We start from the raw sequence: 13260 nt of genomic DNA, 5'->3' as shown, positions 1-13260 counted from the left end.
CGGCCGGCATCAGTCTCCTGGGCCGCTGCCTGGTCGCCGTCAAGGCCGGCGGCCGGGGTGAGGAACGCCGAGCCGGGCCCGGCACCGGCTCACGACCTCGCGGAGCCCTGGAGGGCATCCTCCTGGACAGGCTCCCGGGATTCCGGGCGGTCTCGATCATCGGCCGGGGCGGCGGCCCGCAGCGCCGCCTCGACCCGGCGGTTGGTGGTCATGGTCGACGTGACGGCGGTCATGGCGAGGAGGAGGCCGGCGGCGGTGTAGAGCGGGGTGCGGACGTCGTAGGTGGTGGCCAGCCAGCCGCCGAGGAAGGCACCGAACGGGGCGGCGCACATGGCGAGCATGCGGGAGGTGGAGGCGACCCGGCCCATCAGGTGGGCGGGGACGATCGCCTGTCGGAGGGACGGGCCGAGCACCATGGTGGCGCCCATGCCCGCTCCGCAGACGGCGAGCGCGAGGCCGGCGATGTACGGGTTCGGGGCGGCGGCGAGGCTCAGGATGGCGAGTCCCTCGACGGCGGCCGTGCAGGTCAGTGCGGTGCCGGTACCGAGTCGTCGGCCGAGGAAGGAGGCGATGCCCGCGCCGAGCAGACCGCCGGTGGCCTCCGCCGTGAGGAGCAGGCCGAAGCCGAAGGTGGTGACGCCGAGACGATCGTGCGCGAAGAGGGCGAGTACGGTCTCCACGGCGAGGAAGGCGATGTTCCCGACCGCCGGACGCAGCGCGAGCCCGAGCAGCAACTGATTCCGGAACACGTACGAGGCGCCGGCCCGCGCCTGCCGCAGCAGCGACTCACGGGCCTGCGGCACGGGTCGGGGTACGGCCGGCAGTGACCGCACGAGCAGGGCGGAGAGTGCGAACGACACCGCGTCGGCGAGCAGTGGAACCGCCCGCCCGAGGGCGAGCAGGGCACTGCCGGCGGGCGGCCCCGCGAAGCCGGACGCGGCGGTCTGGGTGCCGCGCAGAAGGGCGTTGGCGCGCTCCAGGTGGGCGGGGTCGCGGCCGAGCAGATCCGGCAGATAGGCGGTGGCGGCCGTGTCGAAGAAGAGCCCGCCGAGGCCGAGCAGGAACGCGACGGCCGCGAGCAGGGGAATGCTCAGCGCGTCGAGGGCGGCCGCTGCCGCCGGTATCGCGAGCAGCACCGCACGCGCCGCGTCCGTGATCCACATCGTGCGCCGGCGGTCCCAGCGGTCCACCAGCGCACCGCCGAGCACCCCGAAGAGCAGCCACGGCAGCGTTCCGGCGGCCGTGACGACGGCGAGCGCCATCGGATCCCGCGTCAACGTCAGTGCGAGCAGCGGCAGTGCGGCGTGCGTCACCCCGTCGCCGAGCGAGGACACCGTCTGCGCGGTCCACAGTCGGCCGAATCCGGTCGGCAACTTCCTGATGTCCGAGATCACTTGGCCGCTCCTTCGGTCTGCCGACGGGGTGCCGGGTGGAACAGTGCGAAGACGAGTGACGCGTCCGGCAGCGACGGATCGGACAGCTGCCGGTACTCGTCCGCCAGTGCCTCCAGCCGCGTCCCCAGTTCCGCGAACTGCTCCTCGGTGAGCCGTAGATGCGCCATCCGTACGTGCCGCTCGCCGTCCACCGGCGCTGCCTCCAGGTCCGCCACCGCATGCCGCATCAGCACATCCGGCCCTCCCTCGCCCGGATCCGGCAGCACGATCGCCCGCGCGGCCATGGCGTAGTACCGCTCGGTGACCCCCCGGACCTTCCGCGTCCGTACCACCTTCACCAGGCCGGCCCGCTCCAACAGCCGTACGTGGTAGCTGGAACTCCCCTTCGCAAGGCCCACTCGCTCGGCGATCTGCGTGATCGTCGCGGGTTCGAAGCGGAGCACGGCCATGATCCGGTGGCGCGTGAGATTGGAAACGGCGCGCAGCTGCTCGTCCGTGGTGACGTGGAACGTCTCGGGGACGTCATCGGTTGGCATGTCCGCAATGGTCAACGTTTCTTGACCATTCGTCAAGCTGGTTTCGTGCGGAGCCTGCGAAGTCGGCTCTTCGGCAGTTGAGGCCTTTGCTCCCGCGCCCTCCTTCTCGATCGCGCATGACCCGCGCCCGGGCGACTCCGTCCGTTCGTCGCGGGAGTTCATCCGCACCCCCTCGGCCTCCAATCCCTGACCGTACCAGGGGAGTTCATCCGTGGACCCGTCCTCCGGGGCGCCCGCCAGGGCCTGCCTGCCGCCCGTCTCCGCGATCCTCGACCACCCACAGCCGGGGAGCCCCGCGAGTTCGCGACAATCGAGGGGCCCCGGCGGGAGCCCGCGGCTCTGTCGCGATGCCTCGCGACGGGGAGTCCGTGGGTTCACGGTGAAGTCACGGGGTCGAAGCGCGGACGGCAGCGCGCGGCCGGAGCGGGTCGTGACCAGGATGCCGGTAGCCGTGCGGCCTGACGCACGGGGTGGCGTACGGTCAGTGGATCGTTGTCGGCCCCGCCCCCGGTCCGGCGGTGGGGGCCAGCAGCGGTGAGCTGCTGCCGGCCAGCATGACCCGGGCCACCAGCTCCGGGTCGTCGCCCATCGGGACGTGTCCGCAGTTCACCAGCGGGACGAAGCGCGCCGCCGGCAGCAGCCGGCGGGCCCGGCGGCCCTGGCTGTTGGGCAGCAGGCGGTCGCGGGTGCCCCAGGCGAGGGTCACGGGGACCTCCGGCGGGAGGTCGGTCGGGAACCGCGAGGCCAGCTCGCCGCCCCCGGCGTGCAGGGTCCGGCGGAAGCCCGGGGCCTCCAGCAGTGCCCGGGTGTCCAGCAGCAGCTCGCGTGGGTCGAGCAGCTCCGGCCGTCCGTAGATCATGCCGAACATGGCCTTGCGGCCGAGCGGGTGCGCCGCGAGCCCCGCCCGCAGCGATTCGGGCGTCCGGGCGGCCAGCCGGTGCAGGTTGAGCATCCCGGACGCGTACAGGAGGCCGGGGCGCTGGAAGAAGCCGGCCGGTGAGAGTGCGGTGGCCGAGGAGGCGAGCCCGTGCCGTACGGCGTGCAGGGTGAACAGCCCGCCGAGCGAGTTCCCGGCCACGTGCGGCCGGTCGACCCCGATCGACGCCAGGAAGTCGCGGAGCACCGTCATCGCACTGTCGACGCTGTAGGGCATACCGGCGGGCAGCGGCGGCGAGGCGCCGAAGCCGGGCAGGTCGACGGCGATCACCTCCCGCTCGCGGGCGAGCAGGTCGAGCACGGGCTTCCAGCCCTGGTGGCGGTGTCCGATGCCGTGCAGCAGCAACAGGGGAGGGCCGTCGCCGCGGCGCTCGTGTACAAGGTCCATGACGGGGAGCCTAGGGCTGAGTTACCGGCGGGTCACCCCCATTGTGAGAAATATCGTCAACAGCGACCCGCTCCAGAGTCCGGGCCGCTCGCCGCACCGTGCGGGGCGAAGGACCGCGTGATCCCGCACCGTGCGGGGCGAAGGACCGCGTGATCCCGCACCGCGGCCGGGGGAGTGGAGCCTTGAGGCCGAAACCGGCCCGGTGGCCCGCCACTGACGCAGCCTCAAGTACCCGGGCAGCGGCCCGAATCACCGGAAACCTCTCCTTCATGCCGGGGGGACCGGCCGGAAACACCAGCTGCCTAGCGTTCCCGCCAACAGTGCGGCCCACGTCCGGGCCGTCCCAGGGTGTGGCGCGGGGAGGCGCGCTCATGACGGAACGTCCGGGCCGTGGCCGACCGCCACTGTGGCGATCGGCCGGCCCGGGCGCCCGGTCCGCGCCGCCGGTCCGGCCGCGCCTGATCATGGAACCGGTCCGCGACGACCGCCCGGCCCGGGCGGGGCCCGCGTACTCCGCAGCAGAAGACCACGGCACCCCAGGAGGCCTGGCATGCGCACCGAGCCACCACCGACCACCACGGACAGCGGCCGAGGGTCCCGGCGGGCCGGGGCGGCCGCCGACGAGACGCTCGACGACTACACCCTGCGCTTCGCACCCCGCAGCTACCGTCGCTGGACGCCCATGGTCGTGGCGACCACCGCCCTGGGCGGCATCGCGTACATGGCCGACTTCTCCATCGGCGCGGGCATCGGGCTGACCCACGGCACCGGGAACGCGCTGGCCGCGATCCTCGTAGCGGCGCTGGTCATCTTCGTCACCGGCATCCCGCTCGCCTACTACGGCGCCCGGTACAACATCGACCTCGACCTGATCACCCGGGGCTCCGGATTCGGGTACTACGGCTCGGTCCTGACCAGTGTGATCTTCGCCAGCTTCACCTTCATCTTCTTCGCGCTCGAAGGCTCGATCATGGCCCAGGGGCTGAAACTGGGGCTCGGGCTGCCGCTGTGGCTGGGGTACCTGGTCTCCACCCTGATGGTCATCCCGCTGGTGGTCCACGGGATGAAGGCGCTGAGCAAGCTCCAGGTCTGGACGACACCGTTCTGGCTGCTGCTGATGGTCGGTCCGCTGGTGTACCTGGTCGCCTCGGACCCGGGCACGGTGGACCGCTTCCTCTCCTACGGGGGCTCGGACGACGGCGGCGGGATGAGCACCGGCCAGGTGCTGCTGGGCGCGGGCGTGTGCCTGTCGCTGATCGCCCAGATCGGGGAGCAGATCGACTACCTGCGCTTCATGCCGCCGAAGACCGCGGCCAACCGGCGCGCCTGGTGGACGGCCGTGGTGATGGCCGGCCCCGGCTGGGTGGTGCTGGGCGCGCTGAAGCAGGCGATCGGGGTCTTCCTGGCGGTCTACATCCTGGCCGAGGCCGGCCCGACGGCGGCCACCGAGCCGATCCGGCAGTTCACCGGCGCCTTCGACGCGATGATGCCGTCCTGGCTGGTGGTCCCGCTGGCGGTGGCGCTGGTGGTGATCAGCCAGATCAAGATCAACGTGACCAACGCCTACTCGGGATCGCTGGCGTGGACCAACTCCTTCACCCGGGTCACCAGGCACTACCCGGGGCGGATGGTGTTCGTCCTGGTCAACCTCGCCTTCGCGCTGATCCTGATGGAGGCCGACATGTTCAGCTTCCTCAACAGCATCCTGGGCTTCTACTCCAACTGCGCCATCGCCTGGATCGTCACGGTGGCCACCGACATCATGGTCAACAAGTACCTGCTGAAACTCTCCCCGCGGGCACCCGAGTTCCGCCGGGGCATGCTCCACCCGGTCAACCCGGTGGGGCTGGTCTCCTTCGTCGCCGCGTCCGGCCTCTCGATCGCCATGTACTTCCACGCCCTGGGCGACACCCTCCAGCCGTACTCGCCGGTCGCGGCGGCGCTGATCGCCTTCGTCCTCACCCCGCTGACGGCCGCCCTGACCGGGGGCCGGTACTACCTGCGGCGCACCACCGACGGGATCGACGCACCGCACCTGGACGCCGACGGCAACCCCAGCGCCGCGACGTACGAGTGCCACGTCTGCCGGCAGGAGTTCGAGCGACCGGACCTCGCGGCCTGTCCCACCCATGACGCGGTGGTCTGCTCGCTCTGCCTGAGTACCGACAAGGTCGGCGACCACGTGCTGCCGGCGACGGCGCCGTTGGGCGGCTGACCCGCACGCGCCGGGGCGACGTACCGGGGCCGACCCGCTGAACTGCCCGCCCGGCCAGGCATTGTCGAATCCTTACGGCCGTGCCCGGCGGCCCCGGCGGCCGCCGGGCGCGGTGTATCCATGGGCGCAGGCAGCAGAGTGCTGCGCGCTCCTGGAGGCTGAGATGTCCGCTCGTCCGCCGCTGTCCGTCCGCCGTCCTCGCCGGTGGCCGCTGCCGGTCGCCGTCCTCGTGCTGCTGGCCGGCGGCTTCGGCCTGTACCTCTTCCAGCCCTGGAAGGCGTTCACCAGCACCAGGGTCGACGAGGCGCCGCCGGCCGGCGCCGCGCCCCTCGCCACGCCGGCCGCCGGCACCCCTGCGGGCGGCGCGTCACCCTCGTCGTACTCGTCGCCGTCGCCGTCACCCTCGTCGTCACCCTCGCCGTCGGGGCCCGGGCCGGCCGAGTCGGCCTCTTCGGCCGGCGGGTCCTTCCAGTCCGGCGAGCACCCCACCACCGGGACCGCCCGTCTGGTCCGCCTCGCGGACGGCAGCACGGTGCTGCGCCTGGAGAACCTGCGGACCTCCGAGGGCCCCGACGTCCGGGTCTACCTCTCGGCGGCGCCGGCGGCCGAGTCGAAGCTGGACTCCCTGGGCGACGCCCCGGTCGAACTCGGCCGGCTCAAGGGGAACCTCGGCAACCAGAACTACGCCGTCCCCGCCGGCACCGATCTCACCCGCCTGCACAGCGCGGTGATCTGGTGCGCACGCTTCTCGGTGGGCTTCGGGGCCGCCGACCTGCCGGCGTCCGACCGGTAGCCGGGCGGGCCCGGCGGGGGAGCGGGACGCCGGCAGGCCGGGGGCGTGTGCCGGGGAAGATCACGGAGGGATAGGCTGCCGCACCGTCAGGTGCCGATCGGCCCCTGCGACCTACTGAGGGGTGGAGAACGCCATGATGGGACCGGCGCACGCGCTGTCCGGCGCAGCGGCCTGGCTGATGGCGGGGGCGGCCTCGGCCGCGCTGGACCGGCCGATGCCCTGGCCCGTGCTCCTCGCGGGCGCGCTGATCTGCGCCGGAGCGGCACTGGCCCCCGACCTGGACCACAAGGCCGCGACCATATCGCGGGCCTTCGGGCCCGTGTCGCGCACGCTGTGCGAGGTCGTCGACAAGCTGTCGTACGCGGCCTACAAGTCGACCCGGGGGAAGGGCGACCCCCGCCGCAACGGCGGTCACCGCACGCTGACCCACACCTGGGTCTGGGCGGTGCTCTGCGGGGCCGGCGCGGCCGCGATCGCCGTGTACGGCGGCCGCTGGGGTGTGCTCGCGGTGCTCTTCGTCCACATGGTGCTGGCCATCGAGGGCCTGCTCTGGCGGCACGCCCGGGCCTCCAGCGACGTGCTGGTCTGGCTGCTCGGCGCGGCCAGTGCCTGGATGCTTGCCGAGACCCTCGACAAGCCCGGCAACGGCTCGGACTGGCTGTTCACCGACCCCGGCCAGCAGTACCTGTGGATCGGCCTGCCGATCGTGCTGGGCGCGCTCGTGCACTGCCTCGGCGACGCGCTGACCGTCTCCGGCTGCCCGGTCCTGTGGCCGATCCCGATCGGACGCAAGCGCTGGTACCCGATCGGCCCGCCGAAGGGTATGCGCTTCCGGGCCGGCAGCTGGGTGGAGATGAAGGTCCTGATGCCGGTCTTCATGGGCCTGGGCGGGGTGGCCGCCCTCGGCGCCCTGGGGTTCATCGGCTGAGGCCCGGTCGAACCGCACGCCCTCGTCGGCGGGCCGTCGACCGCCCGGCCGGGCCGGCCGACGTCCCGTCCTCGCCTCCCGTCCGGGCCGGCCGACGTCCCGTCCTCGCCTCCCGTCCGGGCCGGCCGACGGCGGTCGGCCCGGTCCGCCCGGCCGGGCTCCCCTCAGCGGGGCTCCAGTACGACCCAGACCTGGCCGGGGTGGAAGGTCATCGGCTGCCCCGCGTACGAGAACGTGGTGCCGGCGTCCGGTCCGGTCCGGGACCAGGTGCCCTGGTAGGCCCTGCCGTCCCGGAGGACCACCGCCTCGCCGCTGCCCACGGTCGGGGCGAAGGGCACCAGGTGGCCGGCGGAGTCCCGGAGTCCGAGGGGCGAGGTGCGTTCGTCCACCCGCTGGACCACGACGGTCGGCGCCCCCAGCTGCCCGCCGTCCGTCGTCCGGGCCGGCTTGCCGTCCAGCGCCACCAGGTACCTGCCCGCGGTCGCGGACCAGTTGAAGGTGAACGAGGCCGCCGGCATCCGCGCGCCGAAGCTGTCGGCCGGGACGCCGCCGGTCGGCGGGTCGCCGAACCGGAAACCGATGTCGCGCGCCGTCGCCGCGTCCGGCGAGGCGCGCAGGATGCCCGAGGGCACCACGTACTCGTTGTAGGGCGCGGGCCTGGAGGTGCCGCGGAAGAACGAGTCGCTCTGCAGCGGGGAGCGGTTGAAGACGTCGGCGCGGTCCAGCACCGGCAGGAACCTGCTCTGCGCCCCGGAGTACACGAAGGCCGCCCTCCCGTACTGCTGGAGGATTTCGAGGTCGCTCTCCCGGGCGCTGCGGACCGGGCCGACGGTGTCGCCCGGCGGCAGGTGGTCGGAGTCGTAGACCGCCAGGAAGCGCGAGATGCCGCCCTCGACCTCGATCGCGTAGACCACGTCGGCCGCGTCGAGGCCGGTCTGCGGGCGGGCGTTCACGATGTTGTCGATCTTCACGGCGATGATCCGGCCCGTCCCGCCCGGGAGCCCGGTGAGGGGCGAGACCGCTGTACCGGACGTCCCGGGGCCGACGGACGGTGACGGGCCGCCGGACGGCGAAGGGCTGCCGGGCGGGGCCGCGGGGACGGCCGGTGGAACGGTGTCCACCGGCAGCGGCGACCGGCCGCCGGCGAGGGTGAGCACCACCGCGAGGGCGACGGCGGCTCCGGCGAGGAGGACGGTGCCGACCCGGTGGGCGAGCGGCAGGGACCGCCAGCCGGCCAGGACGCGTTCGAAGGTCTTCATCTGCGGGATCACCTCCGGGCAGCGGCGCCGGTTCACGGGCGGGGCTGCTGCTGGTCCGGAATGCTGTACCCGGGAAGACGAGACGGGCCCCGCGGGTGGTTCCGTCCTCGGGCGACGCGGGAAGCCAGGCCCGACCCGCTCGGTGCCGTCCGGTGCGGCGTTCCGGTGCCCGGCAGGCACACGGGGCAGGCAGGCAGGCAGGCAGGTCCGGTGCCGGTCCGGCGCGGGGCAGGCGCGGGGCAGGCGCGGGGCAGGTACGGGCTGCGAGGGGCGCCGGGACGATGCTCGCGCGCCCTCCTGCGTCCCGCCGGCGCCCGGCGGGGCTAAGCTGGGCGAAGTTGTGAAGGCACCTCGTTCGGTGAGGCGTCGCCACGGACACAGGCCACTGACCCCACGACGTCGAGAGACGCCCAGGTTCAGGACAGGTCTCCCCGGCCTAAGGGGTGACCCCAAGTGGCTGCACCCCCGGGTGCTACGCCGTGGCGTGCCAAAGCTCTGACGAGTTCAGGGGTGCCCGCCCACTTCCCGGCGCGCCCTGCGCGCGGGCGAGGCGGGGCCTCCCCTGACCGCCGCGATCCGGCGCCCCCGAACGGGTGCCCGACGGCAGGGAGGTGAGAGCGGTGGAGTCCAGTAGTCCGGGCCGAAGTCGGCCCCGCCCCCGAACGTGCTCCTCGTCCCCCCGCACCGCGCGCCCGTCCCCGTACGCCCTACGGCCCTCCCGCACCGCCCGGCGCTGACCGTGCCCGGCCGGCGAAGGCCGCCCCGGCGTGCGCCGGACGGTGGCGGCGCTGCCCCGCCGGTGCCCCGGCGACGCCTGCCGCAGCGGGCGTCGCCCGGTGTGTTCGCGGCGGACATCCACCTGTGGAGGTTCCTGCCATGTCCGACTGGCGTGTGCGCGCCGTGCGCGCGAGCAAGCGTCCGTTCAGCCGTCCCGCCACCGGGGAGGCCGGCGCGCCACCCGTGCCCGCTCCCGAGCACTCGATGGACCCGAGGCCCGAGCCCAAGGCGGACACCGTCTCGCTGGAACGCTCCGTGGTCGACGCCGCCGTCTACCGCGCGGGCCGCCGCACCGGGACCCCGGCCACCCTGTCCGACATCTACCGTGAGCTGCCCGGCAAGCCCGGCACCATGGCCTGGATCGGCCTGTTCCGCCCGGCGGACGCCCAACTGCTGGAGGCCGCGGAGCGGTTCGGCCTGCACGAGCTGGCCGTCGAGGACGCCATCGTCGCCCACCAGCGTCCCAAGCTGGAGCGCTACGGCGACACCCTCTTCGTCGTCCTGCGCGCCGCCCGCTACCTCGACGACGTCGAGGAGGTGGACTTCGGGGAGATCCACCTCTTCGTCGGCCCCGACTTCGTGCTCACCGTGCGCCACTCCCAGTCCCCGGACCTCTCCGCGGTGCGCCGGCGCCTGGAGGGCGACCCCGAACTGCTGGCGCTCGGGCCCGAAGCCGTCCTCTACGCCGTTCTGGACGCTGTCGTCGACGGCTACGCGCCGGTGATCGCCGGGCTTCAGCACGACATCGACGAGATCGAGACCGAGGTCTTCGGCGGCGACCCCAAGGTCTCCCGGCGCATCTACGAACTCTCCCGCGAGGTCATCGAGTTCCAGCGGGCCACCCGGCCGCTGCTGGACATCATGAAGAACCTGGAGGCCGGCTTCGGCAAGTACGGCACCGACGAGGAACTCCAGCGCTACCTGCGCGACGTCGCCGACCACGCCACCTACGCCGCCGAGCGGGTGGACGGCTTCCGCCAGATGCTGCAGAACATCCTCACTGTCAACGCCACCCTGGTCTCCCAGGCCCAGAACGAGGAGATGAAGCAGCTCGCCGAGGCGGGGCACGCCCAGAACGACGAGATCAAGAAGATCTCCGCCTGGGCGGCCATCCTGTTCGCCCCGACCCTGATCGGCACCGTCTACGGGATGAACTTCTCGACCATGCCGGAGCTCCAATGGGCCTTCGGCTACCCCTTCGCGATCGGCCTGATGGGGTTGGTCTGCGCGGGCCTGTATGTCGTCTTCAAGCGCCGCGACTGGCTGTAGCCGTCCTGCGGCGGCGGCACGGCGCCGTCGGCGGTCACCGCGCCGGGCACCCGGTGTCACCAGGTCCGACGGCGGGCCGGGGGAGCGGCCGCGACGGCACCGAAGGCGGGGGCCGCCGGCCGGCGGTACGGGAGCCGGGCGTGCACGGTCTTGCCGCTGCCCGGGTCGAGGGTGACCCGGACCGGCCCGCAGAGGGCGGCCACCACGTGCAGTCCCAGGCCGCCCGTACACCTCCGACGCTGTCGGGGGCGGCGGTGAACCCGGCCTGCCGGCGTCCCGACCCGGCGGCCTGGCCGGCCGGCGTGGTCCGGGTGAAGTGGTCCTGTCGGGGTCGGTTCGCTGGTCCCTGGCCATGCCTCGCACGGGTTCCCGCGCCGCGTCCGGCCGAGGCGGTTCGTCCGGGTGGGCGGGTCGCGGATGGGCGACGATCAGTTCGCAGTGGTGCCGGGCGGCGCGGCGTCACCGGTCGGGCGCCGGATCGCCCGGCGGTCCAGCCGGGTCACGATCCCGGTGTGGAACCGCTCGACGGCGGCGTCGACGGTCCGGATGAAGCCCGTCTCGGCATTGCCGCGGGTACTCCCGACACTCTTGGCCAGGGTCAACCGGAACCCGGTGATCCGGGAGGCGTCCTTGGGCAGCAGGTCGCCCGGTTCAGGCCGCAGCCTCTCCAACGTCCCCCGGGGGCCGGGCAGGGCGCCGTCGGTCAGCGTCTCGACATGCAGATCGGCCGGCGCCTCGGCAAGCTGCCGGACCAGCCGCTTGACCCAGCTGAGCGGGTAGCCCTGCTCCGGGGAGGGGATCTCGACCGAAGTCCGCAGTTTGCCGACCCTCAGGTCCGCGACGATGGAGAGGTTGCCGACGGCGTCCTCGATCCTGATCTCCGCGTGCAGTCGGCCGTCTGCGCAGAGGCTGTCGGCGAGGGCCGCCCGCCGGGCCCGCGGGTCCTCACCACGGCGGCTCCGCTGCACCGGCAGGACCTTCACCCCCAGCTCGCCGCCGAGTTGGAGGCAGACCTGGCGAACCAGCCGCTCCCAGCTCTCGATGACCTGGGTGGCGCGCTCGTCCCCCTGGCAGAGCGTCTCGTCGTCGATCCCGTTTCGTACCGGGACCCAGGCCGGACCCATGTTCTGGAAGCCGTGGCAGCCCGAGTTGTCGTGCTGGAGGTAGTGCAGCAGTTCCTGCAGCAGCCAGGCATGGGCCGGGTTGACGACGCCTTCGTGGCGGATCAGCATCTTCGCCTGGTAGGCGACCTCGGCCCAGGAGAGGTGCCAGAGCGACACCTTGTGCTTGCGGCGGCCGTCGACCTTGACCGGGACGAGCGGGCTCCCCTCGAGCGCGACGTCGTTGGAGAGCGTGATCACCGCCTCGTAGCCGCGTCGGGCGGCGATGTCCATGTAGTCCTGGACCTGCTCGGCCTTCAACGGGTTGCCGTTGGTCTTGCTCTCCACCAGGGCCGTCCAGAGCCGGCCCGCGCGTTCGACCCGGATCACCCCGTCGGGGCGCTTGGGCGAGTCGCCGTGCGGCAGCGAGACTTCGGTGAAGGTCTCCATCCGACCGGCGGGCGCCCCGAAGGCCGCGGTGAGCCGCCGGCCGAACTCCGGCACCTGCGCCATCACGGAGAGCAGCACGGAGGTCGCCCGCACTTCGCGTTCCCGGTCGCTTTTGAGCGTCGTGGCGGGGAACAGCCTGGCCGACCGCCAGGCGTCGTTCTCGGCCAGGGATTTCTTCGGCTCCCGGGGCAGCGTGACCTTCCGCCTGGCGGTCTGCAGCCGCTTCGGGGCGGCCGGCTCCGCGGCCACGCCCGCGGCCCGGGTGGGGAGCAGGTTCTTGGCGTCGGTCGACGTACGGCCGGTCACGGAGGCCTCGTCGTCCGAGCGGTGGGGGGTGGTGGCCGGATCGGGGCGGTCCGCTGCTCCGGAGCCGTCGGCGGGTGGGCCGGCGACCGACCCGGTGGCGCCGTCCGCCGCGGGGCCGCTGTCGGGATCGGCTTCCGCATCGTCGTCGATCTCGATGCCGAAATCGGTGGCCAGCCCCGCGAGGCCGGTGTCGTAGCCCTGCCCGACCGCGCGGAACTTCCACTCGGGGCCGCGGCGGTAGATCTCGCCGAAGACGAACGCGCTCTCCAGGCTCGCGTCCGCGATGGAGAAGCCGAGCAGGTGTTCGCCGGTGCTGTCGGCGAGACCGAGCCGGAGGTTCTCCAACTGGCCGAACACCGCGCGCTGGTGTCGGCTTGCCGCGATCACGAGGCGCTCGACGTCGGAGGGCACCGCCGTCAGGTCGAGCTGGATGCGGTCCTCGCTGCCGTCCTCGGTCGGGGTTTGGCCCAGAAGTTGCACACTGCCGTCCGAGGCGGCCGGGTTGTTGTAGAAGAAGAAGTCGTCGTTGCTCCGGACCTTGCCGTCCCCGGCAAGCAGCAGCACCGACACGTCGGCGTCACCGTCACCGGCCGGGCTGGTCCAGCCGAGGCTCACGATGAGGGAGTCGATGCTCTCGCCCAGTGTGGCGAGCCCGACGTTGGCACCCTTGACCATTTCCTGCACTGATGTCCCCCCAGAGGAACCGGGCTGCGCGTCGGAGGTCGAGCAGCCGTCCTGCCATGGCAATCGCGGGCGGCACCGGTCCGCTCGGCAGCTCGGAGCCTAGCCCTCCGGGGCCCTGGTCAGGTGGGGTGTTGAGCAGATTGTGTGTGCGCAACCGGAATGTGACCTTCGGACGCCCAGCGTGCACCGCGCGTGCTACGGCGCACGGCTCGGCCGGAGCGCACG

Annotated in this window: 10 protein-coding genes and 1 riboswitch; of the genes, 4 read left to right on the top strand and 6 right to left on the bottom strand. The window is 73.0% G+C overall.

Features of this window, described 5'->3' with window-relative positions:
• Window positions 1-89: 89 nt before the first annotated feature.
• The 3 genes from OG689_RS01675 to OG689_RS01665 all read right to left on the bottom strand — a co-directional run bounded on the left by OG689_RS01675 (window position 90) and on the right by OG689_RS01665 (window position 3254).
• Window positions 90-1394, bottom strand: coding sequence for an MFS transporter (locus tag OG689_RS01675; RefSeq protein ID WP_266316890.1), 1305 nt, complete (start codon window positions 1392-1394; stop codon window positions 90-92).
• Complete coding sequence (locus OG689_RS01670; RefSeq protein WP_266316889.1) at window positions 1391-1930, bottom strand: winged helix-turn-helix domain-containing protein; 540 nt, start codon at window positions 1928-1930, stop codon at window positions 1391-1393. Before OG689_RS01670 ends, OG689_RS01675 begins: the two co-directional genes overlap by 4 nt.
• A 481-nt stretch (window positions 1931-2411) precedes the next feature.
• Complete coding sequence (locus OG689_RS01665; RefSeq protein ID WP_266316888.1) at window positions 2412-3254, bottom strand: alpha/beta fold hydrolase; 843 nt, start codon at window positions 3252-3254, stop codon at window positions 2412-2414.
• Window positions 3255-3804: 550 nt separating this feature from the next.
• On the opposite strand from OG689_RS01665, the gene OG689_RS01660 reads away from it, so the two are divergent.
• From OG689_RS01660 to OG689_RS01650, 3 genes are all read left to right on the top strand, one after another.
• Window positions 3805-5469 (top strand): allantoin permease, encoded by a 1665-nt coding sequence (locus tag OG689_RS01660; protein ID WP_266316887.1) that lies wholly within the window; start codon window positions 3805-3807, stop codon window positions 5467-5469.
• A gap of 163 nt (window positions 5470-5632) precedes the next feature.
• The gene (locus tag OG689_RS01655; protein WP_266316885.1) at window positions 5633-6262 is read left to right on the top strand and encodes a DM13 domain-containing protein; all 630 of its coding nucleotides are present in this window, start codon (window positions 5633-5635) and stop codon (window positions 6260-6262) included.
• A gap of 133 nt (window positions 6263-6395) precedes the next feature.
• Window positions 6396-7190: a metal-dependent hydrolase gene (locus tag OG689_RS01650; protein ID WP_266316883.1), complete on the top strand. Its 795-nt coding sequence runs from the start codon at window positions 6396-6398 to the stop codon at window positions 7188-7190.
• A 164-nt stretch (window positions 7191-7354) separates the two neighbouring features.
• Here OG689_RS01650 and OG689_RS01645 read toward each other — a convergent pair whose 3' ends face one another.
• Window positions 7355-8449: a DUF3048 domain-containing protein gene (locus OG689_RS01645; RefSeq protein ID WP_266316881.1), complete on the bottom strand. Its 1095-nt coding sequence runs from the start codon at window positions 8447-8449 to the stop codon at window positions 7355-7357.
• Window positions 8450-8792: 343 nt separating this feature from the next.
• Window positions 8793-8966: riboswitch (M-box (ykoK) riboswitch) on the top strand.
• Window positions 8967-9325: 359 nt separating this feature from the next.
• Between OG689_RS01645 and OG689_RS01640 the strand changes: the two genes are divergently transcribed.
• Window positions 9326-10495: a magnesium and cobalt transport protein CorA gene (locus OG689_RS01640; protein WP_266316879.1), complete on the top strand. Its 1170-nt coding sequence runs from the start codon at window positions 9326-9328 to the stop codon at window positions 10493-10495.
• Window positions 10496-10551: 56 nt separating this feature from the next.
• Here the strand turns inward: OG689_RS01640 and OG689_RS01635 are convergent, their stop codons facing one another.
• Window positions 10552-10701: a hypothetical protein gene (locus OG689_RS01635; RefSeq protein WP_266316878.1), complete on the bottom strand. Its 150-nt coding sequence runs from the start codon at window positions 10699-10701 to the stop codon at window positions 10552-10554.
• A 222-nt stretch (window positions 10702-10923) separates the two neighbouring features.
• Window positions 10924-13026: a TerD family protein gene (locus OG689_RS01630; protein WP_266326790.1), complete on the bottom strand. Its 2103-nt coding sequence runs from the start codon at window positions 13024-13026 to the stop codon at window positions 10924-10926.
• Window positions 13027-13260 lie beyond the last annotated feature (234 nt).

Origin of the sequence: Kitasatospora sp. NBC_00240 (assembly GCF_026342405.1) — a bacterium.
In the GTDB taxonomy this organism is placed as follows: Bacteria; Actinomycetota; Actinomycetes; order Streptomycetales; family Streptomycetaceae; genus Kitasatospora.
The sequence above is the reverse complement of the archived record's forward strand: the minus strand, read 5'-3'. Positions and strand labels throughout refer to the sequence as shown.

Coding starts and splice junctions, on each gene's coding strand:
- OG689_RS01650 (WP_266316883.1), top strand. CDS start 6,396: ATGATGGGACCGGCGCACGCGCTGTCCGGCGCAGCGGCCTGGCTGATG.
- OG689_RS01655 (WP_266316885.1), top strand. CDS start 5,633: ATGTCCGCTCGTCCGCCGCTGTCCGTCCGCCGTCCTCGCCGGTGGCCG.
- OG689_RS01660 (WP_266316887.1), top strand. CDS start 3,805: ATGCGCACCGAGCCACCACCGACCACCACGGACAGCGGCCGAGGGTCC.
- OG689_RS01670 (WP_266316889.1), bottom strand. CDS start 1,930: ATGCCAACCGATGACGTCCCCGAGACGTTCCACGTCACCACGGACGAG.
- OG689_RS01645 (WP_266316881.1), bottom strand. CDS start 8,449: ATGAAGACCTTCGAACGCGTCCTGGCCGGCTGGCGGTCCCTGCCGCTC.
- OG689_RS01665 (WP_266316888.1), bottom strand. CDS start 3,254: ATGGACCTTGTACACGAGCGCCGCGGCGACGGCCCTCCCCTGTTGCTG.
- OG689_RS01640 (WP_266316879.1), top strand. CDS start 9,326: ATGTCCGACTGGCGTGTGCGCGCCGTGCGCGCGAGCAAGCGTCCGTTC.
- OG689_RS01630 (WP_266326790.1), bottom strand. CDS start 13,026: ATGGTCAAGGGTGCCAACGTCGGGCTCGCCACACTGGGCGAGAGCATC.